General features: G+C 70.7%; 21 protein-coding genes. 15 read left to right on the forward strand and 6 right to left on the reverse strand.

The genetic code is table 11. From position 1 onward, the window contains the following. Nucleotides 1–101 precede the first annotated feature (101 nt). The 4 genes from KBZ33_RS03040 to KBZ33_RS03055 are packed head-to-tail and all read right to left on the reverse strand — an operon-like array spanning nt 102 to nt 7,009. A complete protein-coding gene (locus KBZ33_RS03040) occupies nt 102–470 on the reverse strand; it encodes a dihydroneopterin aldolase (protein WP_254950486.1) in 369 nt (122 codons plus the stop codon). Then, nucleotides 467–1,798, reverse strand: a complete 1,332-nt coding sequence (locus KBZ33_RS03045; protein ID WP_254950484.1) for a glutamate-5-semialdehyde dehydrogenase — start codon at nt 1,796–1,798, stop codon at nt 467–469. Before KBZ33_RS03045 ends, KBZ33_RS03040 begins: the two co-directional genes overlap by 4 nt. A 5-nt stretch (nt 1,799–1,803) precedes the next feature. Next, the gene (locus tag KBZ33_RS03050) at nt 1,804–2,721 is read right to left on the reverse strand and encodes an ROK family protein (protein WP_254950483.1); all 918 of its coding nucleotides are present in this window, start codon (nt 2,719–2,721) and stop codon (nt 1,804–1,806) included. A gap of 34 nt (nt 2,722–2,755) precedes the next feature. Further along, nucleotides 2,756–7,009 carry a translocation/assembly module TamB domain-containing protein gene (locus KBZ33_RS03055; RefSeq protein WP_254950482.1) on the reverse strand — a complete coding sequence of 1,418 codons (4,254 nt, stop codon included), beginning with the start codon at nt 7,007–7,009 and terminating at the stop codon, nt 2,756–2,758. Nucleotides 7,010–7,148: 139 nt separating this feature from the next. On the opposite strand from KBZ33_RS03055, the gene KBZ33_RS03060 reads away from it, so the two are divergent. The 7 genes from KBZ33_RS03060 (at nt 7,149) to KBZ33_RS03090 (ending at nt 13,927) form a co-directional block, all read left to right on the forward strand. Further along, complete coding sequence (locus tag KBZ33_RS03060) at nt 7,149–7,616, forward strand: DUF2518 family protein (RefSeq protein WP_254950480.1); 468 nt, start codon at nt 7,149–7,151, stop codon at nt 7,614–7,616. Between the two features lie 6 nt (nt 7,617–7,622). Beyond that, nucleotides 7,623–8,024, forward strand: coding sequence for a DUF4332 domain-containing protein (locus tag KBZ33_RS03065; protein ID WP_254950478.1), 402 nt, complete (start codon nt 7,623–7,625; stop codon nt 8,022–8,024). A gap of 62 nt (nt 8,025–8,086) precedes the next feature. Beyond that, on the forward strand, nt 8,087–8,413 hold the full coding sequence (locus KBZ33_RS03070) for a hypothetical protein (protein WP_315859123.1): 327 nt from the start codon (nt 8,087–8,089) through the stop codon (nt 8,411–8,413). Nucleotides 8,414–8,418: 5 nt separating this feature from the next. Beyond that, nucleotides 8,419–10,056: a CocE/NonD family hydrolase gene (locus KBZ33_RS03075; protein WP_254950476.1), complete on the forward strand. Its 1,638-nt coding sequence runs from the start codon at nt 8,419–8,421 to the stop codon at nt 10,054–10,056. A 22-nt stretch (nt 10,057–10,078) separates the two neighbouring features. After that, the gene (locus tag KBZ33_RS03080) at nt 10,079–10,849 is read left to right on the forward strand and encodes a DUF3887 domain-containing protein (RefSeq protein ID WP_254950473.1); all 771 of its coding nucleotides are present in this window, start codon (nt 10,079–10,081) and stop codon (nt 10,847–10,849) included. A gap of 52 nt (nt 10,850–10,901) precedes the next feature. Beyond that, nucleotides 10,902–13,196, forward strand: a complete 2,295-nt coding sequence (glgB, locus tag KBZ33_RS03085; protein ID WP_254950472.1) for a 1,4-alpha-glucan branching protein GlgB — start codon at nt 10,902–10,904, stop codon at nt 13,194–13,196. Nucleotides 13,197–13,255: 59 nt separating this feature from the next. After that, nucleotides 13,256–13,927 carry an ion channel gene (locus KBZ33_RS03090; protein ID WP_254950627.1) on the forward strand — a complete coding sequence of 224 codons (672 nt, stop codon included), beginning with the start codon at nt 13,256–13,258 and terminating at the stop codon, nt 13,925–13,927. A 19-nt stretch (nt 13,928–13,946) separates the two neighbouring features. On the opposite strand, the gene KBZ33_RS03095 is transcribed toward KBZ33_RS03090, so the two are convergent. Continuing rightward, nucleotides 13,947–15,449 carry a TolC family protein gene (locus KBZ33_RS03095; protein WP_254950470.1) on the reverse strand — a complete coding sequence of 501 codons (1,503 nt, stop codon included), beginning with the start codon at nt 15,447–15,449 and terminating at the stop codon, nt 13,947–13,949. A 100-nt stretch (nt 15,450–15,549) separates the two neighbouring features. On the opposite strand from KBZ33_RS03095, the gene KBZ33_RS03100 reads away from it, so the two are divergent. From KBZ33_RS03100 to KBZ33_RS03125, 6 genes are all read left to right on the forward strand, one after another. Beyond that, nucleotides 15,550–16,797 (forward strand): hypothetical protein, encoded by a 1,248-nt coding sequence (locus tag KBZ33_RS03100; protein ID WP_254950469.1) that lies wholly within the window; start codon nt 15,550–15,552, stop codon nt 16,795–16,797. Further along, nucleotides 16,794–16,970 carry a hypothetical protein gene (locus tag KBZ33_RS03105; RefSeq protein ID WP_254950467.1) on the forward strand — a complete coding sequence of 59 codons (177 nt, stop codon included), beginning with the start codon at nt 16,794–16,796 and terminating at the stop codon, nt 16,968–16,970. The genes KBZ33_RS03100 and KBZ33_RS03105 overlap by 4 nt, the downstream gene beginning before the upstream one ends. Continuing rightward, complete coding sequence (locus tag KBZ33_RS03110; RefSeq protein WP_254950466.1) at nt 16,967–18,184, forward strand: FUSC family protein; 1,218 nt, start codon at nt 16,967–16,969, stop codon at nt 18,182–18,184. The genes KBZ33_RS03105 and KBZ33_RS03110 overlap by 4 nt, the downstream gene beginning before the upstream one ends. 29 nt (nt 18,185–18,213) lie before the next feature. After that, complete coding sequence (hemE, locus tag KBZ33_RS03115; RefSeq protein WP_254950464.1) at nt 18,214–19,272, forward strand: uroporphyrinogen decarboxylase; 1,059 nt, start codon at nt 18,214–18,216, stop codon at nt 19,270–19,272. Beyond that, nucleotides 19,269–20,300 carry an NAD(P)-dependent oxidoreductase gene (locus KBZ33_RS03120; RefSeq protein ID WP_254950462.1) on the forward strand — a complete coding sequence of 344 codons (1,032 nt, stop codon included), beginning with the start codon at nt 19,269–19,271 and terminating at the stop codon, nt 20,298–20,300. The genes hemE and KBZ33_RS03120 overlap by 4 nt, the downstream gene beginning before the upstream one ends. A gap of 106 nt (nt 20,301–20,406) precedes the next feature. Next, on the forward strand, nt 20,407–20,748 hold the full coding sequence (locus tag KBZ33_RS03125) for a c-type cytochrome (RefSeq protein WP_254943873.1): 342 nt from the start codon (nt 20,407–20,409) through the stop codon (nt 20,746–20,748). A 90-nt stretch (nt 20,749–20,838) separates the two neighbouring features. Here the strand turns inward: KBZ33_RS03125 and KBZ33_RS03130 are convergent, their stop codons facing one another. Beyond that, nucleotides 20,839–21,057 (reverse strand): hypothetical protein, encoded by a 219-nt coding sequence (locus tag KBZ33_RS03130; protein ID WP_254950460.1) that lies wholly within the window; start codon nt 21,055–21,057, stop codon nt 20,839–20,841. A 53-nt stretch (nt 21,058–21,110) separates the two neighbouring features. On the opposite strand from KBZ33_RS03130, the gene KBZ33_RS03135 reads away from it, so the two are divergent. Both KBZ33_RS03135 and clpB read left to right on the forward strand, forming a co-directional pair. Next, a complete protein-coding gene (locus tag KBZ33_RS03135) occupies nt 21,111–21,461 on the forward strand; it encodes a hypothetical protein (protein ID WP_254950458.1) in 351 nt (116 codons plus the stop codon). Nucleotides 21,462–21,564: 103 nt separating this feature from the next. Further along, the gene (clpB, locus tag KBZ33_RS03140; protein WP_254950456.1) at nt 21,565–24,210 is read left to right on the forward strand and encodes an ATP-dependent chaperone ClpB; all 2,646 of its coding nucleotides are present in this window, start codon (nt 21,565–21,567) and stop codon (nt 24,208–24,210) included.

The raw sequence follows: 24,210 nt of genomic DNA on the forward strand, positions 1-24,210 counted from the left end.
CTGATGACCCTTTCCGTGGCGGCGGATGCCATGCCGGGAGCCTCTCCACTGCGTCCTCGGGCCATCGCCGGAAGAGCCCCGGCTCCCAGAACCAGCTCCCGTTACGGGCTACCCCAGCGCCGCCGCCGGCTCACGGCCACGCTGCCGTCGAAGCCGGGAACCGGCACCTGGCACTTGCTGAGTTCCAGCGCCAGGGGGATCGGCCCGTAGCAGGCTTCCAGGGCATCGAGGATGCGCTCGCTGTAGTGCTCCAGGGTGAGGCAGCGGAGGGTGCGGGCCTGCTGCTGCAGCGCCGCGATGCCGCGGCCGTAGTCGAAGCCTTGGCTGAGGTCGTCGCTGCGAGCCACCGCACCCAGATCCGCCCCCAGGGAGAAGGCCAGCTCGAACCACTGGCCGTGCAGCCGTTCCTGCTCGTACACGCCCACGTGGGCCCAGAGGCGCAGGCCGCGCACATGGATCGCCTCGTTCACAGGGGCAGGGGGCGATGGCTGAACTTCCGCCGGCCTTCGGCGTAGTCAGCGGCGATGTGGCCCTCGCCGCGCAGGCGGTAGCGGTAGGTGACCAGCCCCTCGAGCCCCACCGGCCCCCGAGGCGGCAGGGTCTGGGTGCTGATGCCCACCTCGGCGCCGAAGCCGTAGCGGTTGCCGTCGGCGAAGCGAGTGGAGCAGTTGAGGAACACCCCGGCGCTGTCCACGGCCCGCAGGAAACGGTCGGCGGCGGCTGGATCGGCGGTGGCGATCGCGTCGGTGTGGCGGGAGCCGTGGCGGCGCACGTGCTCCAGGGCCGCTTCGAGATCCTCCACCACCTTGACGTTGAGGATCAGATCCGAATACTCCGTGTCCCAGGCGCCCGGCCCGGCCGCCTGCTCCACCCCCAGGGCGCAGGCGGCGGCATCGCCCCGCAGCTGCACCGCCGCCGCCGCGAAGGCCGGCAGCGCCGCCGTCAGAAACGCTGGTGCGATGGCCTGGTGCAGCAGCAGGGTCTCGATGGCGTTGCAGGCCGCCGGGTACTGGATCTTGCTGTCGAGGGCGATGCGCAGCGCCAGGGCCGGATCGGCGGCCCGATCCACATACAAATGGCAGATGCCGTCGGCGTGGCCGAGCACGGGGATGCGGGTGTTGTCCTGGATGAAACGCACCAGGGCGTTGGAGCCCCGGGGAATGATCAGATCCACCAGGCCATCGAGCCGCAGCAGCCCCAGGCTCTCTTCGCGGCTGGTGAGCAGCTCCAGGCTGCCAGGGGCCACGGCGCTGGCGGCCAGGCCCCGCTGCAGGGCCGCCACGATCGCCTGGCAGCTGCGGCTGGCTTCCCGGCCCCCCTTGAGCAGGGCGCCATTGCCGGAGCGGATCGCCAGCGAGGCGATCTGCATCACCGCATCGGGCCGGGCCTCGAAGATCACCCCCAGCACTCCCAGGGGCACACTCAGGCGCTCCAGCACCAGCCCCTGATCCAGCTCCGTGTGCAGCTGGCGCCGGCCCACCGGATCCTCCAGGGCCGCCACCTGTCGTACGCCGGCGATGGCGCCCGCCAGCTTGGCGCCATCCAGCTTGAGGCGGGCCACCAGGGCTGGCGCCAGCCCCTCGGCAGCCGCGGCCGCCAGGTCGGCGCGGTTGGCCTCCAGGATCTCGACGCTGGCCGCCTCCAGGGCGTCGGCCATCGCCTCGACGGCGGCGCGGCGTTCGGCATCGCCGCACTGGCCCAGGGCCATGGCGGCCCGGCGCACCGCCGCGGCCCGCTGCAACAGCTGGGGGTCGGGCTCCGGCACGACGCTGGCGGGCGGGGTGATGGTCTGACTCATGGTTTTTATTCTCCCAAGCGATCCAGCGCCAGCCGCACCGCCCCCAGCCGGCCGGCGCCATTGCCCAGGGCGCAGCGGCGGATCACCAGACCCTCCCGGCTCACCTCCAGCACCCGCTGCTCCACCTGCCGCCAGACCGCCGGCAAGAAATGGTGGCTGGCGCCGCTGAGGCCGCCGCCGATCAGCACCAGCTCCGGGGTGAGCACGTAGAGCAGCGAACTCAGCCCCACCCCGAGCAGGCGTCCATAGGCCTGCCACACAGCCAGGGCCTCGGTGTCGCCGGCATCGGCACGGCGGCAGAGTTCGAGCGGGTCGAGCGGGCTGAGGCGGGCCAGGCCGCCGAGGCTGCAGAACTGCTCCAGGGAGCCCCGGTTGCCGCTGCGGCAGTCGGGGCCATCGGGATCCACACCGATCAGGCCCGGTTCGGCCGCCGCGCCGCCGTGGCCGGTGAACAGCTGGCCGCCGAGCAGCACCGCCCCACCCACACCGGTGCCGAGGGTGAGCAGCAGCACGTTGTCGACACCCCGGGCCGCCCCCTGCCAGGCCTCACCGAGCAGGGCACAGTTGGCGTCGTTGCCCAGGATCACCCGCCGCCCCAGCGCGGCTTCAAGCCAGGCGGCCAGGGGCACATCCCGCCAGAGCGGCAGGTTGATTGAAATCCGCGCCACCCGGCCCGCCGCATCGCAGGGCCCCGGCAGACCGAGGCCCACCCGGCCGGCGAGTCGGTCAGGGTCGATGGCCGCGACGGCTTCGGTCAGGGCCACGCACACCGCCCCCGGCATCGCCGGCTGGGGGGTGGGCACCTCGGCCTCGGCAAGCAGGCTGCCCTGCTGATCGCAGCGGGCCAGCTTGATGGCCGTGCCCCCCAGATCGATGCCGATCAGCTGGGCCTCACCGGGAGGTCGGGCGGGAGACGACGCCATTGGCGCACCCTAATCAGCGGGGCGTCCATCGGCCTCAGAAGCGCAGGAACACCTGCAGCAACGACTGCCAGGCCCCTTCGGTGTCGACCGAGGTCTGCAGGTTGAAGGTGTCGGAGGCCTTGTAGGTGAGCGTCACCTGGGGGGGCACATCGGAGCGGTTCGGCGCCGCCAGCACCGACATGCTGAAGCGGTTGGTGATGTCGACGCCGACCTCGGCGCCCAGCACCAGCTGGGGCGGCACCCGCCGGCTGGTGCGTTCCCGGTCGCTGTCGATCGACTGGTTCACGTAGGTGGGGTAGAGGGCCAGGCTCACCCGCTGACCGAAGGCGTCGCTGAGCGAGGCCAGCAGCGGCGACAGCAGGGTCTGGCCCACCACCGTGGCCAGGGCCGCCCCGGCCCCGCCGCCGCTCAGACCGGCCAGGGAGTTGCCGCCGATCAGGGCCACGAGCCGCTCCTGCGGCAAGGGGGGGCTGCTGCGCAACGTGAGGGTCTCGGCGATGCGGTCGGCCGGACCGCTCACCGACACGACGACCAGGATGAGGTTGAGCTGGTTGAGGGCCGAGAGCCCAGCCTGGTTGGGGGCGTTCTGCACCGAGGGGCCCACCTCCCCCACCCCGGACGGGGAGAGCACGCTGAGGCTGTCGGAGATGCGGGTGCGCAGGGCGATGTCGAGGTAGGGCACCAGCCCCATGGAGGGGGTGAAGATCGCCACGTTGGGGGCATCGGGATCGAGGCTGAAGCTGGTGGTGAACAGGCTCAGCCGTCCCCCCAGCAACCGCACCACCCCGGAGGCCCGCAGGGAGGGATCCAGGCGGCCATTGATCCGCAGCCGGCCGGCCGTGGTGAAGTTGGCGATGTTGGGGATCACCACCCGCAGATCCGGACCCAGCCGCAGGGTCAGGTCCTCGAAGGCCAGGTAGGGGAAGCGGGGCACCGAGGCGCGCAGGGCCTCGGCGGTGGTCGACTCCACATCGGGACCGAGCAGCACCAGCGGCTGGTCGAAGTTCCACTTCGACTCCAGCAGCTCGGGCAGGGTGCGTGGCTGCACCGGCTGGTCGGACACCGGCGCGCTGGCCGCCAGCTCTCCGGGCTGGACGTTGATCGTGCCGCGGCTGATCGCCACGTCGCCGCCCATCACGGGAGCCATCAGGCTGCCGCTCAGGTGCAGCTGCCCATCCCCCACCGCCACCAGGCGCGGCACCGAGAAGGGCACCTGCTCCAGCTTCATCACCAGGGTCTTGTCCTGGGCGAGGGGACGGAACAGCCCCAGACGACCGTCGCCGCGGGCCACACCCTTCGACCCCACCCGGGCGCGGAACTCCTGCACCACCAGCTGCTCGAAGTCGAACAGGATCGTGGCTTCCACCTCGCGCACCTCCTGGCCGATGAAGCGGAAGCTGAGCTCCCGCAGGCGCAGGAAGCCGTTGGCGATCGGATCGTCGAGGCTGCCGCGCACCAGCAGCTGCAGGTCGGCGCCGCCCTCCTGCCACGCGAAGGCCCGCCCCCCCAGACGGGTGAGGAAGCGCAGACCATCGCCCCGGGTGGCGAGGCGCAGTTCGAGGCCCTGCTGGGACGCCACCAGCGGGATGGTGCCCGACAGGTCGACGCTGCGGGAGGCGCCCTCGGCCCGCAGGGCCAGATCCAGCCCGATCCCTTCGGCCTTCAGCTCCACCCGCCCCCGCTCCAGCGCCAGGGCCTCCTCACCGAGGCGGCCATCCACCAAGGCCAGGTCGAGGCTGAGCTCGGGGCGGGCGCCGCCCAGCCGGTAGCGGCCCTTGGCGTCGAGGCTGCCGCGCAGGTTGTCCGGCAGGGGGGTGAGCAGGGCCAGCAGGGAGAGGGGCAGGTCGGCGAGGCTGAAGCTGCCGCTGCCACCCGTGAGCGGGCCCTCCAGCCGAACCTCAAAGGGTTGGCCGGCGAGGGCCTGGGCCCGGTCGCCCTGGTTGTACCAGAGGTGGCCGGTCGCCTTGAGGTCGGCCCTGGTGCGGGCGAAGTCCGGGCCGCTGAGCAGCAGATCGGCATCGATCCGGGCCTGCAGGCGCTCGAGCCGTTCGGCCCGGCTGGCCCGGCTGGCCGCCTGCACCCTGGCGGCGACCCGCTGCTCCGCCTGGGCCAGGGCCAACAGCTGGTCGGTGACCGTGCCGGCCATGGTGTCGATCACCAGGCTGCCCAGGTCGCTGGCCCGGCCGCGCTGCGGTGCCGGCGCCCCACGCCAGATCGGCCAGGCGTCGTTGAGCTGGCGGAACAGCAGGGTGGAGAGCTGGCGGGCCTCGAAGCGGGCCCGGAACGGACCGTTCCAGCGCCCGGAGACCGTGGCGGCGATGCTGCCCTCGCCGAGGGGCTCGATCTGGCCGTTCACCCGGTACTGGCGGTCGTCGTAGGCCACATCGGCCTGGATGCGCCGTCCCCCCACCCCCAGGAACTGGGGCGAGAGCAGCTCCACCCGGCCGTCAAAACTGAGCGGCTGCAGCCCCAGCCGGCCACGGCCGCTGAGGCCCCCCTCCAGGGGGCGCAGGCGGCGGTTGGGTCCGGTGGCCACCGACAGGCCCCGCAACGGGAAGGCGCGCGCCACCCAGCGGTAGCCCGCCGGCCGGCCGTCGAGGCTCAGCAGGCCGCCGTCCCGTTCGATGGCGGCCCGCACCGGTTGCCAGCGCCGGTCGAGCAGGGCCGTGATCCGTCCCTGCGGCGTCGGCGCCACCGCCGTCAGATCCAGGGAACGGTCTTTGAGGCTGCCGCTCCAGGTTTCCCGCAGCTGCAGGGGACCCGCCCCGGGCTGCTCCAGGCGCAGCTGCAGGTCGGGACGCAGTTCCGCCAGGGGACCGGCGATGCTGCCCGCCCCATCCAGCTGCCCCTGCAAGGTGGTGCCGAGCAGCGGATTGAGGCGGGCCAGGGGGTAGTCCTGGACATCGACGCGGGCCAGCAACGGACCAGCCACCAGACCCTTGCCCGCCTGGAAGGACAGGGGCAACTGGGCGGTGGCCTTGAGGCGGTCGGCCTCGAAGCGTTCCAGCCGCAGCAAACTGTCGCGCCACACCAGCGCCGCCTGCCAGGGCCCCAGGAGCCGCTGGGACGCCTGGCCCGTCTCCAGCCGCAGGCGCGGTGCCACCAGTCGGCCATCGGCCCGCAGGCGGCCGGCGAGGGGCTGCCGCAGCCACTCCAGCAGCTGGGCGGCGGCAGGGACATCATCGGGATCCAGGTTCCAGCGGGCGTCCAGGGCCAGCGAACGGCCGACGCTGCCGCTGGCCCTGAGCGTGGAGCGACCCAGCCGGCCATCGAGCCGGGTGAGGCGCAGCAGTCCGTCGCCCCAGCGTCCCTTGAGATCGGCCTGCAGGGGTTGGCGCCCCAGCGGATGGCGCGGCGGCGGCTGGACGACGAGCTGGAGGTCCAGGCGGCGATCCGCCTCAGCCCTGGCGTTCAGGCGGCCGCCCCAGGTCCCGTAGCGCCAGGGGCTGGTGGGCAGCACCAGGGCCCTGTCGCGGCAGCTCAGGGGCAGCCGCTCCGCCGTCAGCGGCACCGAGCCGGTCTGCAGCTGCCAGCGCAGGTCCCGCAGCTCCAGGCCGCCGTCGCAGCGGGCCAGACCATCGTTGATTTTCAGGCCCAGGCGGCCGTCGGCCACACCGTCGAGGCTTCCCCCGGCCCGGTCGCCGGAGGGCAACAGCGACCGCAGCGGGGCCAGGGGAAAACGGCGGGCCGTCAGCCGGCCCAGCCACTGCTGCGTCTGCCACTGCCCCCCGCCGTCCACCAGCAGCGAGCCGCCGCCGGCCGGGGGGGCCAGCCGCAGGCCCAGGTCGATCTCGCGCCGGTGCAGGCGCACGGCCACCTGGCCCGAGAGGCTCAGATCGAGGGGCCGGGCCGTGGCTCCGGCGCCCCAGACCCGCACGGCGCCAGGCTGCAGCAGACCGATGCGCAGGTCGATCCGTGGTGGCTCGCGGCCGGGGGGAGCCACCCCCAGCACCCAGAACTGCCCCCTGGCGTTGCGGCGCAGGTCAGCGCGGGCCCCATTGAGGCCCAGATCCAGCACGGGCCCGCGCAGCCGCAGGCTGGCCCACGGGTCGAGGCGCAGTCGCACCGCCTCCGCTGTCGCGGTGGAGCTGTCCTGACGGCCGGGCAGGAAACGGCTGGGGCCGATCCAGAAGCCATCGGCTCTCAGGCCCCGGTAGGGACCCAGGGCCAGGGGACGGCCCATGGCCGTGCCGATCTGGCGCTCCAGGGTGGGTCTGAAGCGGCCATAGAGGCCAGCGACGATCCGGTCGAACCAGAAGACTCCGACACCGAGACTCGCCCCCGCCAAACCAACCGCAAGCAGCCCCTTCCACGCGCGCCGGCGGACCAAAGGAGACGGGTTGTCAGGCTTCCAACGCATCCACCGGGGTCGGTCGCCGTCCATGGCGGCCGCAATATAAGGGGCTTGTCACGCCTTCCCCAGCCCCATGGCCGCTGATCCGATCCTGCTCGTGGCCGGCACCTGGCTGGGTGCCGCCAGTGGCGTGCTGGCGGTGCTCACCATCGCCGGATTCGTTTCGCGCTGGGGGATCCGCTTCCGTCTGGTGGGGATCACCAGCTTCACGGCCCTGCTCTCGCTCTCCTGCCTGGCCTTTGCCATCAGCTACAACCCGCGGGTGAGCGTGCCGGGGGCGATCCAGGTGCCCGTCGTGTTCGACAACGGCACCGATCTGGTCATCGCCGCCGCACCCGCCGATCTGGAGAGCGCCGCGGCGGCCCCCACGGTGGAGCAGGTGGCGCGCAACCTGCGGGGCAGCGGCCGTGGTGGCAGCGCCGGCCAGGTCCGGGTGCGGCTGCGTCGCGTCGAAGCCGTCGAGCCAGGACTGGCACGGCCCGTGGTGCTGGCGGAAACCACCCGCGAGCAGGCGACCAGCAGCCTTGACGACGCGGTCTGACCCCCAGTGGCCCACCCCTTCCAGCCAGCGGCCCACATGCGGCGGGAGCAGCAGCGCCTGCGCCGGGATGGCATCGAGAGCTGGGACGCCCTGGCGGCGCTGGAGGACGGGCAACTGCGGCAGCTGGCGGCCTCCGGGGAGGCCAGCGAGGCCAAGCTGATCCGCCTGCGGGGCCAGGCCCGGCTGGTGAGCGCGGTGGGGCTGGCCCCGGAGGAGGCGGCCCTGTTGCTGCATGGAGGCATCGCCAGCCCCGCCGGCCTGGCCGATGCCGATCCCCAGCAGTTGCTGCTGCAGCTGGGCCGGCTGCAGCGCCGACTCACCGGGGCCGCCGTGGCGCCGGTGGATCTGCCCCTGGTGCTGCGCTGGATCCGCCAGGCCAAGCAGGCGTCCGGTCGCTCCCCGAACTGACCCACAGGCCCGCGCCACCCAGGCGGGGGTGACTGGAATGGAGAAAACGGATGGAGGCAGTGATGCCCCCGGAAACCCGCCTTTCCCCCCCTACGGCCACGAACCACTCCTTTCGCAGGCGCCTCACAGCCCTGCTCTGCGCCACCTGCCTCACCGCCGTGGCGGCGCCCATGGTGCGCGCCCAATCCGCCCTGCTGGAATCGGTGAAGCAGAACCCGGCCCTGGCCCAGAGCCTCTGCCAGCAGTTCCGCCAGCTGAACGCCCAGGGCGTCTCGGCCACCTCCAAGGCATCGATTTCCAGCCTGGCCAGCAGCCGCAGCCTGAGCCCCATGGATGCCGAAGTGCTGGCCACCTATGTGATCGGCCTGCACTGCTCCACCGTGTTCTGAGCCCCGTGGTCTGGGCCCGGGACGCCACCCTGCTGCTGGCGGATCGGACGCGGCTGGTGAGCCGTGTGTGGCACCCCGACGGGCAGGGCCCCTGGCCCGTCCTGGTGATGCGCCAGCCCTATGGCCGGGCGATCGCCTCCACGGTGACCTACGCCCATCCCAGCTGGTATGCCGGCCACGGGTTCCTGGTGGTGGTGCAGGACGTGCGCGGGCGGGGTGTGTCCGATGGCCGCTTTGATGGCTTCGCCCAGGAAGCCGCCGATGGCGCCGCCACGGTCCGCTGGGCCCGGACGCTGGAAGGAAGCAACGGCCGGGTGGGCAGCTACGGCTTCTCCTACCAGGGTCTGAGTCAGCTTCTCAACAGCGGGGGCGACGACGAGAGTGGCGGTGGCGACGCCCTGCCGGACTGTCTGGCCCCGGCCATGTGCGGCCTCGACGAACGTCTGCACTGGGCCAGCGAGGGGGGCGCCCACTGGTGGGCCCTGGGGCTGGGCTGGGCCCTGCAGCTGGCGGCGGAGGGTTGCCGGCGCCGCGGTGACGGGGCCGGCTGGCGGCAGATCCGCCGCAGCCTGGAGCTGGGCCAGTTCACTGACGAGGGGCTGGCCCTGCTGGAGCGCCACGACCCCAGCGGCATGGGCCTGCGCTGGCTGCGGCAGGATCCCTCCGGCCCAGAGGGCTGGACGGTCCACACCGTGGCGCCGGCGCTGCTGCGGCGCCCGATGCTGCTGATCGGCGGCTGGCACGACCCGCACCTGAACGGCGTTCTCGATCTCTGGGCCCGGGCCCACGTCGCCGGCGGCCGCCCCGGGCTCGTGATCGGCGCCTGGAGCCACCTCGACTGGAACGGCGGCCTCGACAGCGCGCTGCTGACCTTCTTCCAACGCCATCTGCAGGAGGCAACAGTTGCTGCCCCCAGCCCACCGGCACCCGAGGGCCCCATCCGCCTGCAGTGCAGCGCCACCGGCACCTGGCACAGCGCGGGCCACCCCAGCGAGCTGGAGGGGGGGGCCCTCAGCTGGTCGCTGCATTCGGACGGTCTGGCGGCGATCCGCTGCGATGAAGGCGAACTGCGGCCCAAAATGGACCCGGCGCCAGCGTCCCCGGCGGGTCACGGGCAGGTGGTGCTGGTGCACGACCCCTGGCGGCCGGTGCCTGGCCGGGGCGGCCATCTCGGCCTGGTGCCCGGACCGGTGCAGCGCGCCGACCTGGATCGTCGCGCCGATGTGGCCTGCTTCAGCAGCGCCGCTTTGGAGCACGATCTCTGGCTGCTCGGCACCTTTCGCCTGCAGCTTGGGGTGAGCGCCGACCAGCCCAGCTTCGATCTCTGCGCCGCCCTCTCCGAGGTGAGCCCGGACGGCCAATTTGTGCGCCAACTGAGCACCGGCGTGGCCCGCTTCGGCCCCGCGGAGGCCGCCGCCACGGGCCCCCGCAGCCTGGCCCTGCAGCCCCTGGCGACCCTGGTGGCCGCCGGTCAGCGGCTGCGGCTGTCCCTGGCGGCGGCGGCCTGGCCGCTGATCGCCGTCAATCCCGGTGACGGCAGCCTGCCGGCGGGTGGCAGCAGCGCTGAGCACCGGGTGATCAGCCTGACGCTGGAGCTCGACGGCAGCCGGCTGGGCCTGGAGCCCCTGATTCGGGCAAACTGAGCCGACTTGAACCCCGTCGCCCATGCCGCGCCCCCAACCGCGCCGAGCCCTGATCGGCCTGACGCTGCTCGTGAGCAGCCTGGCGGTGCTGGCGCCACGGGGGGCCTGGGCCCAGGCCGTGCCGATTCCCACCAGCACCGGCCAGCCGAGCGCCGCGCTGAGCGAAGCCAAGGCCCGCGCGGCCGCCGAAAGGATCCTGGCCACGATCCGCAACGGCGATGCCCAGGCGCGCTTCAACCAGTTCTCGCCGGCCCTGCAGCGCGTCAGCAGCCCCAGCATGGTGGCCGCCACGATGCAGACCCAGCCCAAGCTGCTGCGCTGGACCATCCGCAGCATCCAGCCCGGCTACGACTCGAGCACGGTGGAGGCCACCCTGGTCACCAGCGCCGGCCAGCGCGATCTGCTGATGGTGATCGACGCCGACGGCAAGATCGATGGGTATCACTTCGATGTCACCGACCAACCCGCCGAAAAGGTGGTTCGCGACTTCATCAGCGCCCTCTCGGCTGGTCACTTCATCTCCGCCAGCAGCTTCCTGTCCCCGGTGATGCAGGAGCAGATTTCCCAGGCCCAGTTGCAGCAGAAATGGTTCAACCTGCAGCGCATCACCGGTAACTTCGTGCGGGTGAAGCGCATCCATCGAGCCGAGAGCACCCCGGACATGCGCCTGGTGATCGTCAACACCGAGTTCAACCGCCTCACCGACAACCTGTTCGTCACGCTGGACGCCGAGAACCGGATCATCGGCGTGGATTTCCCCACCGATCCCGCCCCTCCCTCGCCGCCGCGCTGAGGGACGCACGCCCACCGACGTAAGCTCCCGGCGCATGTCCGCCCCATCTTCCATGGCCCTTTCCAGCCTCGAATGGATGGTCGATGATGCCCATCGGCTGGCGGAATGTCGCCACGACCATCCCTTCTCCGTGCTCGGACCGCAGCCTCTGGATGGCGGTGGCTGGGTAGTGCGGGCCTGGATGCCCGACGCCCAGTCGGTGGAGCTGCTGGTCGGGGGCGAGCGGCTGGCGATGGCCAACCCCCACCACCCCTGGATCTTCGAAACCCGCTTGGAGGCCGATCCCGGCTGCGGTTATCGCCTGCAGGTGCAACGGGGCGGCATCGAGCACGCGCAACACGACCCCTGGGCCTTCCGCCACGAGTGGATGGGGGATCTCGACCGTCACCTGTTCGCCGAGGGCAACCACCATCACGTCTGGCAGCGCATGGGGGCCCATGTCGTCGAACGGGACGGCATCGCCGGAGTTCAGTTCTGTCTGTGGGCGCCGAATGCCCGCAGCGTGGCCCTGCTGGGCCATTTCAACGGCTGGGATGGCCGCCATCACCCCATGCAGCAGCGACTCGGGGGCGCCTGGGAACTGTTCATCCCTGGGCTGGATGTCGGCGAAACCTACAAATACGAGGTGAGGGCCCAGAACGGCCACTGCTATCAGAAGGCCGACCCCTACGGCTTCCGCCATGAGATCCGGCCGAACACCGGCTCGATCGTGGCCAAGCTGGACACCTACCAGTGGAACGACAGCGCCTGGATCGCGGAGCGGGATGGCCGCGATCCGCTGCCCCAGCCGATCGCGGTGTACGAGATGCACCTGGGCAGCTGGATGCATGCCGCCGCCGACCAGCCCTTCATCGAAGCCGACGGCAGCGCCCGGCCGCCCGTGCCCGCCGCCGACATGAAACCGGGGGCCAGGCTGATGACCTACCCGGAGCTGGCCGACAAGGTGATCCCCTATGTGAAGGAGCGGGGCTTCACCCACATCGAGCTGATGCCGATCTCGGAGCATCCCTTCGATGGCTCCTGGGGCTATCAGGTCACGGGCTGGTACGCCCCCACCAGCCGCTTCGGCAGCCCGGACGAGTTCCGCGCCTTCGTCGACCGCTGCCACGCCGAGGGCCTCGGTGTGATCCTCGACTGGGTGCCCGGCCACTTCCCCAAGGACAGCCACGGCCTGGCCTTCTTCGATGGCGCCCACCTCTACGAGCATGCCGACCCCCGCATCGGCGAGCACAAGGAGTGGGGCACGCTGATCTTCAATTACAGCCGCAACGAGGTGCGCAACTTCCTCGTCGCCAACCTCATCTACTGGTTTGAACAGTTTCACATCGATGGCATCCGGGTGGATGCGGTGGCCTCGATGCTTTACCGCGACTACCTGCGTCCGGATGGGGAATGGCTGCCCAATGAACAGGGCGGGCGTGAAAATCTCGAAGCGGTGCGCTTCCTGCAGCAGGCCAACCATGTGCTGTTCCAGCACTTCCCCGGCGCCCTTTCGATCGCCGAGGAATCCACCACCTGGCCGATGGTGACCCAGCCCACCGACATGGGCGGCCTGGGGTTCAACCTCAAGTGGAACATGGGCTGGATGCACGACATGCTCGATTACTTCGAGCTGGATCCCTGGTTCCGCCAGTTCCACCAGAACCACGTCACCTTCTCAATCTGGTATGCCTTCACCGAGAACTTCATGCTGGCTCTGAGCCACGATGAAGTGGTGCACGGTAAGAGCAGCCTGCTGCACAAGATGCCAGGGGACGACTGGCAGAAGTTCGCCAATGTGCGCGCCCTGCTCGCCTACATGTGGACCCACCCGGGCAAGAAGACGATCTTCATGGGCATGGAGTTCGGCCAGCGGGCCGAATGGAACGTCTGGGGTGATCTGCAGTGGGAACTGCTGCATTACGACGCCCACAAGGGACTGCTCAACCTGGTGGACGACCTCAACGTCTTCTACAAGTCGGAGGCGGCGCTGTGGGGCGATGACTTCGACCAGTACGGCTTCCAGTGGATCGACTGCAACGACAACCGCCATTCGGTGATCAGCTTCATGCGCCGCGACAGCGGCAGCGGGCGCTGGGTGTTGGTGGTGGCCAACTTCACCCCCCAGAGCCATTCCCACTACCGGGTGGGTGTGCCTCTGGAGGGCTTCTATGCGGAGGTGTTCAACACCGACAGCAGCCGCTACGGCGGCAGCAACCTCGGCAACCTGGGCGGCCGCTTCACCGATGCCTGGGCCATCCACGACTACGAGAACTCCCTGGAGCTCTGCCTGCCTCCTTTGAGCGTGGTGGTGTTCCGGCTGGACGAATCCCGCAGCCTTGCCAGGCCCCAGCCCGGCGAGTCCTGAGACCTGGATCCCGCCACCGCCGAGGCTTCTACGGCCATCTGCTGATCACCACCTTGCTGGTGATCGCCGGTTTTCTATTCTCGGACCCCCTGGCGAGGCTGCCCTGGCTGGGGTATCTGTATCTCACCGCCGTACTGACCTTCCGCCAGCCACCGATCGAGAGCCTGGGCGATTCCCAGAGTGTTTGGCGGCTGCATCGCCCTGTGGGTCTGACCTGTATGGCGGCGCAGGCCCTCTGGCTGCTGCGTCCTGATCTGCTGCACCTGGTCGGTCCCGCCCTGCTGGTGCTCTACACCCTGTTCCTCGGCCTCTGCCTGCGGCGGCTGATCCACTGCCTTGCCGCCGAGGAGCGGGTGGACGGCGCTGTACTGGCCGGGGCCACCGCCGGCTATCTGCTCCTGGGTCTGGGCGGGGGCCTGCTGCTGGTGCTGCTGGAGAGCCTCCAGCCCGGCAGCTTTCGCGACAACATCAACGGCCTGACCCTGGTGTTGCCACAGGGAACCAAGGACATCGGCGGGGTCGATTGGGAGCAGACCGTTCAGCGACTCCATTACTTCTCCTTCGTCAGCCTTACCACCCTCGGGTATGGGGACCTCACACCGGTGAGACCCGCTGCCCGCCTGGCCGCCGTGGCCCTGGCGGTACTGGGCCTCCTGTACACCTCCGTGGTGCTTGGGGTCCTGATCAGCAGGTTCGGGCCCATCGACCCTCCCTCGAGGCGACAGCGATGACACCGTCGCGCCCAGCGGTTCAGCGTCCGTCAGCCATCGATGGCACGGCGGCGGCGGCGGCGGCGGCCACTCCGGCCGTCGGATCGACCAGCCCGGTCTCCAGCTCCAGCACGGAGCGGTCCAGGGCCTGGCGGGTGAGGCTGGTGAGCAGGGTGGCGCGGCTGGCCTGGAGGTCCCGCTGCACCAGCAGCACTTCGGTGAGCGGATCCACCAGGGCGCGGTAGCGCAGCTGGGCATCCCGCAGGGCCCGTTCGCCGGCCCGCACCGCCTCCTGGGCTGCCGCGATCGCCGCCGCGGAGCTGCGCAGGTCGCTCCAGGCCCGGCTCACGTCCTGGCGGATCCGCTGGCGGGCCAGGTCCGCATCGGCGGCCAGCAGGTCGGCCTGGCGCTCGGCGAGCCTTGCCGTCGCCACCGCCCTGCCGCCATCCCAGAGCGGCTGGCGCAGCAGCAGGGCCGCACCCCAGTTGCTGAAGCTGCCGCTGGCCGAACCGTTCTGGTTCAAGTCCGGCAAGGGCAGCTCCGACGCCCCCCGCAGCGTTCCGCCCTGCCGCAGCACCGGCACCGCCAGGCGGTTGCCGCTGTAGCCGACCCCAGCGACCAGGGCCAGGGAGGGCATCAGGGTGGCCCGCGCCGCCCGGGCCTCCTGGGCATGGGCCTGCTGCTGGCGGCGCAGGGCCTCCAGCAGCGGCCGTTGCCGCAGGGACGCCTCCACGGTGGCCGCCAGATCCAGGGGCCAGGGCGGTTGTTCGCGGATCGGATCGGCGGCGCGCAGGTTGCTGCCGCTGGCCAGACCCATCAGGGCGGCCAGACCCTCCCGGTCCGTCAGCAGCCGGGCCTGGGTCTGCTCCAGTCCCATCTGGTCGGCGGCGCGCAGGGCCCGGGCCCGCTCCAGATCGAGCCGGGCCGCCAGCCCCTTGTTCAGAAAACTGGCCACGGTGCGCTCCAGGGCCGTGGAGCCCTCCAGGGCCTGGGCCCACACCGGCACCAGGGCCTGGCTGAGCTGCAGTTGGCGGTAGCCGTTCACCAGCTCGAAGCGGGCCTGCCGCTCGCTTTCCTGCAGGGTGGCTTCGCCGCTGCGCTGCTGTTCGCGGCTGGCCCGCAGCAGGGCCAGGCGGCCGAGGGGCAGCAGGTCGGCATCGACCAGCAGCCCCACGTTGGCGAAGCTGTTGCGCAGCTCGGCGTAACCGTTCGGCTGCAACGAAAAGCTGAGGTCGCCGAGGGTGGGGAGGTTGGTGACCAGCCCCGCCGAAGTGTTCACACCGGTGTAGCTAGCGAGGCCCACCAGGCTCAGGCGCGGCAGCAGCAGGGCCTGGTTCAGCTGCACCAGTGCTCCGTCACGCTGCAGCTGACGGCGGGCCCGTTCCAGCCGCAGGGAGCTGGGCAGCGCCTGCTGCAGCACTTGCTCCAGGCTGAGGACCTGGGCCTTCGCCGGGGAAGCCAGCACCGCCATGGCCACCAGCGCGGCCAGGGGCCGGACCCTGCCGATCGCGCCTGCACTTCGGGACAGGCGAAAGGCCTTCAAAGCGGGAGCGCACGGTGGCGCCAAAAGTAGCTCAAGCGCGGCGCGCTCTTCCTCTACGCTTTGAGTCATTCAGGCCCGTTGCGGCCCTCTCCGGCCCGCCATGGCCCCTGCCACGCTCGGCCGGATCTACGCCATCCTGCCCACCCTGCTGGTGGCCGCCGCCACCGGCGTCTGGGCACTCACCCCAGCCATTCCGGTGATCGTGCGCGGCATGGGGGTGATGGCACCGCCCGATGCCCGCCGCGGCTTCTATGCCCGCGGCCCCGGCGAGGTCCAGGACCTCAAAGTGGCCGTGGGCGATCAGGTGCGGGCGGGCCAGCTGCTGCTTACCCTGAGTCAGGTGGGCCAGAGCGCTCCCGGGGCGGGGGCCGGGCCGGAGGGCAGCCCCCAGGCCACCACAGCCCGGCTGGTGGCCGTGGCCCAGCGCCAGGCGGTGCTGAAGGTGCAGAGCCTCGCCCTCGACGACCACCAGCGGGCCCTGCAGACCCGCCGCGAGCAGATCGAGGCCACCAACCGTCCGGTGCGAAGCCAGCTGAGTGCCCTGGAGAGCCTGCGCAAGGACGATGTGATCGCCCGCTACAGCCCGCTGTGGGTCGGCGCCCAGGACCTGTGGCTGCGCAACCGGGCTGAGATCTCGTCGGTGGAGGCCCTGCAGGCCGACCTGCGCGTCCGTCGGGCCGCGCTGCAGGCCGAGGCCGCCCTGCTGGCGGCCGAGAGGGCCTCACTGCTCAGCGCCGAGCTGGCCCAGGACGTGTTCAGCCCCGTGGCGGGCCAGGTGCTCGACCTGGCGGTGCTGGCCGGCCAGCCGGTGCTGCCTGGCCAGCGGCTGGGAAGTGTCGCCCTGGCCAATCTGCGCCCGGGCCGGGAGGCGGTGGTGCTGTTCACCGCCGCCGACGCCACGCGCCTGCGGGTGGGCGAGGAGGTGCAACTCAATCCCCAGCTGCTCAGCCGCGACAGCTTCGGCAGCGCCGAGCAGCGCTACGGCCTGGTGGCCGGCCGGCTGCTGAGCCTCTCCCGCGAAAGTGTCAGCGCCGAAGAGGTGGCGGCCCGGGTCGGCAGCCGGGAGGAAGCCCTGAACCTGATGGCCAGCGCCCGGGAGCGCTCCTATGGCGACGGCGGCGACCTCACGGCCCAGCTGCCGGGGCGCACGGGTGCCCCGCTGGTGCTGGCGGTGGTGGAACTGGAGGGCGCAGCCACCCCATCAGGACTGCGCTGGAGCCGCGGCCACGGTCCGGCCGGCCCCCTGCCCACCCGCACCCCCGCCGAGGTGGAGGCCGAGGTGGAGCGGCGCAGCCTGGTCAGCTACGTGGCGCCCTTCTGGCGCTGGCTGGCGGGGCTGCGCCCATGATCGATCGCCGCACCCTGCTGGCCCCCTGGCGCCAGCCCCTGCCCTGGCTCAGCCTGGCGCTGCTGCTTCTGTGCCTGCGCAGCGACCCGCCCAGGCTCTGGTTCTGGCTTGCGCTGCTGCTGATCAGCCTGGTGATGGGGTTGATCCAGGGCCTGGCCCGCCCCCGGTCTTGACCCCTTTGGCCAAGGAGACGGCGGCACCATGGCACCGGTCGCTGCGGCTGGTGCTCTGCATCGCCCTGGCCTCGGGCCTCACCTGGTCGATCTGCCGGAGCTTCGGCCTGGGGGGGGCGACGCCCTACGGCGTCGTGATCGCCGCCCTGATGGTGCGTCCCCGCTTCGACCGCTGGCCGGCGCCGGTGTTCCTGCTGCTTCCCCTGGTGGTGGCCGTCGGCCTGGGGCTGGGCACCGGCCTGCGGCCGCTGCTGCAGGCCCCCCAGGTGTGGCAGTTCGCGGTGGTCACCGCCTGCGCCCAGCTCCTGGGTCAGGCCCTGCCCGACCGGCTGCTGATGGTGCGCAACCTGCTGGCGGTGCTGGCGGTGCTGCCGCTGCTGAGTGTCGACGCCACCTGGTTGGTCGCCTGGAAGCAGCTGCTGGCGGTGACCATCGGCATGGCGGCGGCGACGGGGCTGCAGGCGGGGCTGCGGCTGCCCGGGGAGGGGCTGGACAGCGCACCGGAGCCGGAGCAAGACCTGCCCCCACGGGGGCTCGGCCAGCGCTTCGCCGATCCCTTCTTCTGGCGCAAGCTGGTGGTGTCGATGCTGGCCCTGAGCATCGGCCTCGGCGTCGGTGCCGTGACACCCAAGTACCTCTATTTCGGGGTGGTGCTGCTGCTCAACGACAGCCTGGGCGCCACCCTGGGACGGGTGCGCGATCGCATGGTGGGGGTCAGCCTGGGGGTGCTGATGCCCTGGCTGGTGTTCAACACCCTGGGGGTCGATCCGGTGACGGTGGCGATCGTGATGGGTGGCACCACGGCGCTGTTGCTGCTGCTTGGCCTGCTGCCCCACCTGCGCACCGCCCTGATCTCGAGCGGGGTCACCTTCGTGGGCTACGGCGTCCTCACCGACTGGTATGTGCCAAGCCGCTGGCTCGACTATCTGATGGGCTCCGCTCTGGCCCTGATCGTCTGCCTGCTTGTACGGCCTGTGTCGGCGTTACGCCGCTTCCGGGCCCTGGCCCGCAGCCAGCAGGAGCCCCCAGGGCCGACGGGCCTCAGCCCTGACCTGGCGGCCCTGCTGCCCAGCGCCCTGGAAGAAGCCCGGCTGCTGGGCCAGGAGCAGGACTTCCTCCGCCTGCTGCAGCAGCTCCAGCCCGACGATGGCCGGGCGGGGGCCCATGCCACGACAGGTGACAGGAGCGGCCAGGGCCCGGGGGTGCTGGTTTAGGTTTCGCGGTTGACCTTCTGGCCGGCTCGATGACTGAATCCGCCCCCCTGCTGCTGCGCGCCGCCCGAGGGGAGCAGGTGGAGCGGCCACCGGTCTGGATGATGCGCCAGGCGGGCCGCTACATGAAGGTCTACCGCGACCTGCGCGACCGCCACCCCGGCTTTCGCGAACGCTCGGAGAACCCCGATCTCTCCTACGAGATCTCGATGCAGCCGTTCGACGCCTTCCGTCCCGACGGCGTGATCCTGTTCTCCGACATCCTCACGCCCCTGCCGGGCCTCGGCATCGACTTCGACATCATCGAGAGCAAGGGGCCGATCATCGAGCCCGCCATCCGCAGCCAGGCCCAGGTGGACGCCCTGCGCCCCCTAAATCCGGCCGAAGCGCTGCCCTTCGTGGGCGAGGTGCTGAGCCGGCTGCGGGCCGACGTGGGTAACCAGGCGGCGGTGCTGGGCTTCGTGGGCGCCCCCTGGACCCTGGCCGCCTATGCGGTGGAGGGCAAGAGCTCCAAGACGTATTCGGTGATCAAGGCGATGGCCTTCCAGGAGCCCGCCCTGCTGCACCAGCTGCTGGGTCACCTGGCCGATTCGATCGCCACCTACGTTCGTTACCAGATCGACAGCGGCGCCCAGGTGGTGCAGCTGTTCGATTCCTGGGCCGGTCAGCTGAGCCCGATCGACTACGACGTCTTCGCCGCCCCGTACCAGAAGCGGGTGATCGACCAGGTGAAGGCCACCCACCCCGACACGCCCCTGATCCTCTACATCTCCGGCAGCGCCGGCGTGCTGGAGCGCATGGCCACCACCGGCGTCGACTTCATCTCGCTCGACTGGACCGTGGACATGGCCGATGGCTGCGCCCGCCTGCCCCAGCACCTGGGCGTGCAGGGCAACGTCGATCCCGGCCTGCTGTTCGGTACCCCCGAGGCGATCCGGGCGCGGATCCTCGACACGGTGCGCAAGGCCCGCGGCCGCCGTCACATCCTCAACCTGGGCCACGGCATCCTGCCCGGCACCCCGGAGGACAACGCCCGCGTCTTCTTCGAGACCGGCAAGGCCGTGACGGAGCTGCTGGGGGCCGCTGTTTGAGCCCCGCCACCTCCGGGCCGCAGCGGATCCTGATCACCGGGGCCAGCGGTTGCGTCGGCCAGTACATCGCCGAAAACCTGCTGGCCAACAGCGACGCCCAGCTGCTGCTGCTGCTGCGGGATCCCGCCAAGCTCAGCGCCGTGCCCGCCGACCACCCGCGCATCACCCTGCTGGTGGGTGATCTGCGCGAGCTGGGCCCCCACGCCGCGGCGATCGCCAGCGCCGACCGGATCATCCACACGGCCACCGCCTGGGGCGACCCGGAGCGGGCCCAGGCGGTGAACGTGGTGGCCGTGAAGGAACTGCTGCGGCTCACCGATCCGGAGCGGTTGCAGCAGGTGATCTACTTCTCCACCGCCAGCATCCTCGACCGGCAGTTGGAGCTGCTGCCCGAAGCGATGGCCTACGGCACCGAGTACATCCAGACCAAGGCCACCTGCCTGCAGGACCTGGAGCGCCATCCCCTGGCTCCCAGGATCGTGGCGGTGTTCCCGACGCTGGTGTTCGGCGGCTCGGTGGGCACGGCCGATCCCCACCCCACCAGCTACCTCACGGCCGGGCTGAAGGAGGCCTTCGGCTGGCTGTGGCTGGCCCGCTGGCTGCGCACGGATGCCAGCTTCCACTTCATCCATGCCGCCGACATCGCCACGGTCTGCGCCCACCTGGCCACCACCCCCCATGGCCCCAACCCGGAGCCGGGCCAGGGGCCGGTGCGGCGGCTGGTGCTGGGCCAGGCGCCGATCACGATCAATGGCGCCGTGGCCACCCTGTGCCGCTGGCGGCGGGTGTGGGTGCCGCCGCTGGGCATCGATCTGCGCGGCTGGCTGATTGAGGGGCTGATCAAGCTGCTGCGCATCGAGGTGAATGCCTGGGACCGCTTCTCGATCCAGCAGCGTCACTTCGTGCACCAGCCGGTGAGCCCACCCGAGCGCTTCGGTCTGGTGAGCCTGGCTCCCAGCCTCAACGCGGTGCTGGAGACGGCGAGCGTGCCGCACCGGGGCCGGCTCGGGCCAGGGCGCCAGCCCTGATCCGCCAAATTGTTGCGAATGTGCCGGAGGCTCCCACCGGGACGCGGCCGTTGCCTAATTTATGGCGGTTGCACGTGCTATTCGGCACCCTCCTTCGCACCTTCCCATGCGTCGTCTTCTTTCCCTGTTCGCTCTCTGCCTGGCGCTGGTGCTGGGTGCCGCTCCGAGCTTCGCCGCCGATGCAGCCCACGGCGGTCAGATCTTCTCCGCCAACTGCGCCGCCTGCCACATGGGTGGCGGCAACGTGGTGAACGCCGAGCGCACCCTCAAGGCTGATGCCCTGGCCTCCTACCTGGCCAACTACGACGCCGACCACGAGGCCGCCATCGCCTACCAGGTGACCAACGGCAAGAACGCCATGCCCGCCTTCGGCGGCAAGCTCAGCGAAGGCGACATCGCCGACGTGGCCGCCTACGTCGAGGACATGGCTTCCAAGGGCTGGGCCTGATCCCCGCCCCACGCACACTGGTTCCTATTGCTTCAAAGCCCCGGTCCAGCCGGGGCTTTTTTTGTGGCCACCGCCCTTGCCGCCCAGGCCTCAGAGCTCAGCCCGGCAGGCGGCCAGCACCGCCAGGTACAGGTCCTCGGGAACGTCTCTGATGTCGTACTCAGAGGGCAACATGCCGTGAACATGGCGATGCACGACCCGCCAGCAGTCGCGCTCCGGCTCAAAGACGCCACCGAGGGCCTGGGATTCGGCGGCCAGGGCGGCCACCAGGGCGTGGTCGTCGGCCTGGGGCTCGGCAGCAGAGGGCATCGGTGACGGGCGGGCTGGAGAGGCGAGGATGGGGCTCAAGCCGCGAACCCATCATGGCGATCCGCCCTTCTGCCGCGCTGCTGGCCGGCGTGATGCCGCTGGCCTTGCCACTGGCCGTGAACCTGGCGTCACCGCCTGCCCTGGCCCAGGCGGTGACGCCAAATCAACCCCTGGCGATCGAGGCCAGCCCGGGACTGTCGCCGCCGGCCTGCCGGTTGTTGGTGCCCAGGAGCGAGGCGGTGCTCCAGCCCCTGCGGATTCATCCGGCCCAGGTGGCCCAGAAAAACAGCATGGGTTGCCTGTCGGCGGCGGATGCCCTCTATGGCCCCGACGGTTGCCCTAGCCAGCTCTGCGGCCAGCAGCGGGGCTACCAGGTGCCCCTGCCGCCGCAGATCGGCAGGTAGATCGGGCGGTAGGCCTCCCCCCGGCGGTTCGGTCCTCCCACTCGGCCAATTCCGAAGCCATTCATACGGTTGCTTCATTGCCAGCCCCAGGGAGGGTCCAGCCATGCATCCCACCGCCGAACTGTTCACCGAAAAGGCCTGGGGCGCCGTGGTGGCCTCCCAGCAGCTGGCCCAGCAGAAGCGCCAGCAGCAGATGGACAGCGAGCACCTGTTCGCCGCCCTGCTCGCCCAGCAGGACCTGGCCAGCCGGATCCTTGAGAAGGCCGGTGTGGATCTGGGCGTGCTGAACCAGAAGCTGGAGGCGTTCATCGCTGCCCAGCCCAGCCTGGCCGCCGCCCCCGACAACGTCTACCTGGGCAAGGGGCTGAACGCGGTGCTGGATCGGGCCGATGGGCTCAAGAAGGAGTTTGACGACAGCTACATCGCCGTGGAGCACCTGGTGCTGGCGTTGGCCGGCGATGACCGCTGCGGCCGCCAGCTGCTCTCCCAGGCGGGCGCCGATGGGGCCAGGATCAAGGAGGCCGTTCTGGCCGTGCGAGGCAGCCAGCGTGTGACCGACCAGAACCCGGAGGGCACCTACGAGTCGCTCGAGAAATACGGCCGCGACCTCACCGCCGCCGCCCGCGACGGCAAGCTCGACCCGGTGATCGGCCGCGACGAGGAAATCCGCCGCACCGTGCAGATCCTGTCGCGGCGCACCAAGAACAACCCGGTGCTGATCGGTGAACCCGGCGTCGGCAAAACGGCGATCGTGGAGGGGCTGGCGCAGCGGATCGTCAACGGCGACGTGCCCACGGCCCTGCAGAACCGCCAGCTGATCGCCCTCGACATGGGCGCCCTGATCGCCGGCGCCAAGTACCGCGGCGAATTTGAGGAGCGCCTCAAGGCCGTGCTCAAGGAGGTCACCTCCAGCGAAGGGCAGATCGTGCTGTTCATCGACGAGATCCACACGGTGGTGGGGGCCGGCGCCAGCGGCGGCGCCATGGACGCCAGCAACCTGCTCAAGCCGATGTTGGCCCGCGGTGAGCTGCGCTGCATCGGCGCCACAACCCTCGATGAGCACCGCCAGCACATCGAGAAGGATCCGGCCCTGGAGCGGCGTTTCCAGCAGGTGTTCGTGGATCAGCCCACCGTGGAAGACACCATCTCGATCCTGCGCGGCCTCAAGGAGCGCTACGAGGTGCACCACGGCGTGCGCATCGCCGACAACGCCCTGGTGGCGGCGGCGGTGCTCAGCAGCCGCTACATCGCCGATCGCTTCCTGCCCGACAAGGCGATCGACCTGATGGACGAGTCGGCGGCGCGCCTGAAGATGGAGATCACCTCCAAGCCGGAGGAGATCGACGAGCTCGACCGCCGCATCCTGCAGCTGGAGATGGAGAAGCTCTCGCTGGGGCGGGAATCGGATCCGGCCAGCCGCGACCGGCTGGAGCGGCTGGAGAAGGAACTGGCCGACCTGGGCGAGCAGCAGAGCAGCCTCAATGCCCAGTGGCAGAAGGAGAAGGGCTCGATCGATGAACTCTCCGCCCTCAAGGAAGAGATCGAGCAGGTGCAGCTGCAGGTGGAGCAGGCCAAACGCCAGTACGACCTCAACAAGGCCGCCGAACTGGAGTACGGCACCCTGGCGGGGCTGAACAAGAAACTGGCCGCCCGCACCGCCGAGCTCAGCGCCCATGCCGGCGAGAAGAACCTGCTGCGCGAGGAGGTCACCGAGGACGACATCGCCGAGGTGATTGCCAAGTGGACCGGCATTCCGGTAAGCAAGCTGGTGCAGAGCGAGATGGAGAAACTGCTGCACCTCGAGGACGAGCTGCACACGCGGGTGATCGGCCAGGACCAGGCCGTGACGGCGGTGGCCGATGCCATCCAGCGCTCGCGGGCCGGCCTGTCGGACCCCAACCGCCCGATCGCCAGCTTTCTGTTCCTCGGCCCCACCGGCGTGGGCAAGACCGAGCTCTCCAAGGCCCTGGCCTCGCAGTTGTTCGACAGCGAGGAGTCGATGGTCCGCATCGACATGAGCGAGTACATGGAGAAGCACGCCGTCAGCCGGCTGATCGGAGCGCCTCCGGGGTATGTGGGCTACGAGGAAGGCGGCCAGTTGACCGAAGCGGTGCGGCGACGCCCCTACGCGGTGATCCTCTTCGACGAGGTGGAGAAGGCCCACCCCGATGTGTTCAACGTGATGCTGCAGATCCTCGATGACGGCCGCGTCACCGATGGCCAGGGCCGCACGGTGGATTTCACCAACACGGTGCTCATTCTCACCAGCAACATCGGCAGCGCCTCGATCCTCGATCTGGCCGGCGATCCATCCCGCTATGGCGAGATGGAGAAGCGGGTCAATGAAGCGCTGCGGGGCCACTTCCGGCCGGAATTCCTCAACCGTCTGGATGAATCGATCATCTTCCGCAGCCTGCGGGAAGACGAACTGCGCCAGATCGTGGCCCTGCAGGTGCAGCGGCTGACGCGGCGCCTCGAGGAGCGCAAGCTGGCCCTGCGGGTGAACAGCGAAGCCCTCGACTGGCTGGCCGCCGTCGGTTACGACCCGGTGTACGGCGCCCGGCCGCTGAAGCGGGCGATCCAGCGGGAACTGGAGACGCCGATCGCCAAGGCGATCCTGGCGGGCACCTTCCCCGCCGGCAGCACCATCGCGGTGGATGTGGCGCACACAGGCGAGAACCCGCGGCTGCGCTTCCGCCAGGCCGAACCGGCCGAGATCCAGGCGGTGGCGCCGGCGCTGGTGGGATGA

The sequence above is a fragment of the Cyanobium sp. Cruz-8D1 genome (genome assembly GCF_024345975.1).
Classification (GTDB): Bacteria; Cyanobacteriota; Cyanobacteriia; order PCC-6307; family Cyanobiaceae; genus Cyanobium.

Bases quoted from the DNA above. Each gene is read 5' to 3' on its own strand.
- KBZ33_RS03100 (WP_254950469.1), top strand. From the start codon at position 15,550: ATGGCCCCTGCCACGCTCGGCCGGATCTACGCCATCCTGCCCACCCTG.
- KBZ33_RS03130 (WP_254950460.1), bottom strand. From the start codon at position 21,057: ATGCCCTCTGCTGCCGAGCCCCAGGCCGACGACCACGCCCTGGTGGCC.
- KBZ33_RS03125 (WP_254943873.1), top strand. From the start codon at position 20,407: ATGCGTCGTCTTCTTTCCCTGTTCGCTCTCTGCCTGGCGCTGGTGCTG.
- KBZ33_RS03060 (WP_254950480.1), top strand. From the start codon at position 7,149: ATGGCCGCTGATCCGATCCTGCTCGTGGCCGGCACCTGGCTGGGTGCC.
- KBZ33_RS03050 (WP_254950483.1), bottom strand. From the start codon at position 2,721: ATGGCGTCGTCTCCCGCCCGACCTCCCGGTGAGGCCCAGCTGATCGGC.
- KBZ33_RS03080 (WP_254950473.1), top strand. From the start codon at position 10,079: ATGCCGCGCCCCCAACCGCGCCGAGCCCTGATCGGCCTGACGCTGCTC.
- clpB (WP_254950456.1), top strand. From the start codon at position 21,565: ATGCATCCCACCGCCGAACTGTTCACCGAAAAGGCCTGGGGCGCCGTG.
- KBZ33_RS03045 (WP_254950484.1), bottom strand. From the start codon at position 1,798: ATGAGTCAGACCATCACCCCGCCCGCCAGCGTCGTGCCGGAGCCCGAC.
- KBZ33_RS03135 (WP_254950458.1), top strand. From the start codon at position 21,111: ATGGCGATCCGCCCTTCTGCCGCGCTGCTGGCCGGCGTGATGCCGCTG.
- hemE (WP_254950464.1), top strand. From the start codon at position 18,214: ATGACTGAATCCGCCCCCCTGCTGCTGCGCGCCGCCCGAGGGGAGCAG.
- KBZ33_RS03070 (WP_315859123.1), top strand. From the start codon at position 8,087: ATGCCCCCGGAAACCCGCCTTTCCCCCCCTACGGCCACGAACCACTCC.
- glgB (WP_254950472.1), top strand. From the start codon at position 10,902: ATGGCCCTTTCCAGCCTCGAATGGATGGTCGATGATGCCCATCGGCTG.
- KBZ33_RS03105 (WP_254950467.1), top strand. From the start codon at position 16,794: ATGATCGATCGCCGCACCCTGCTGGCCCCCTGGCGCCAGCCCCTGCCC.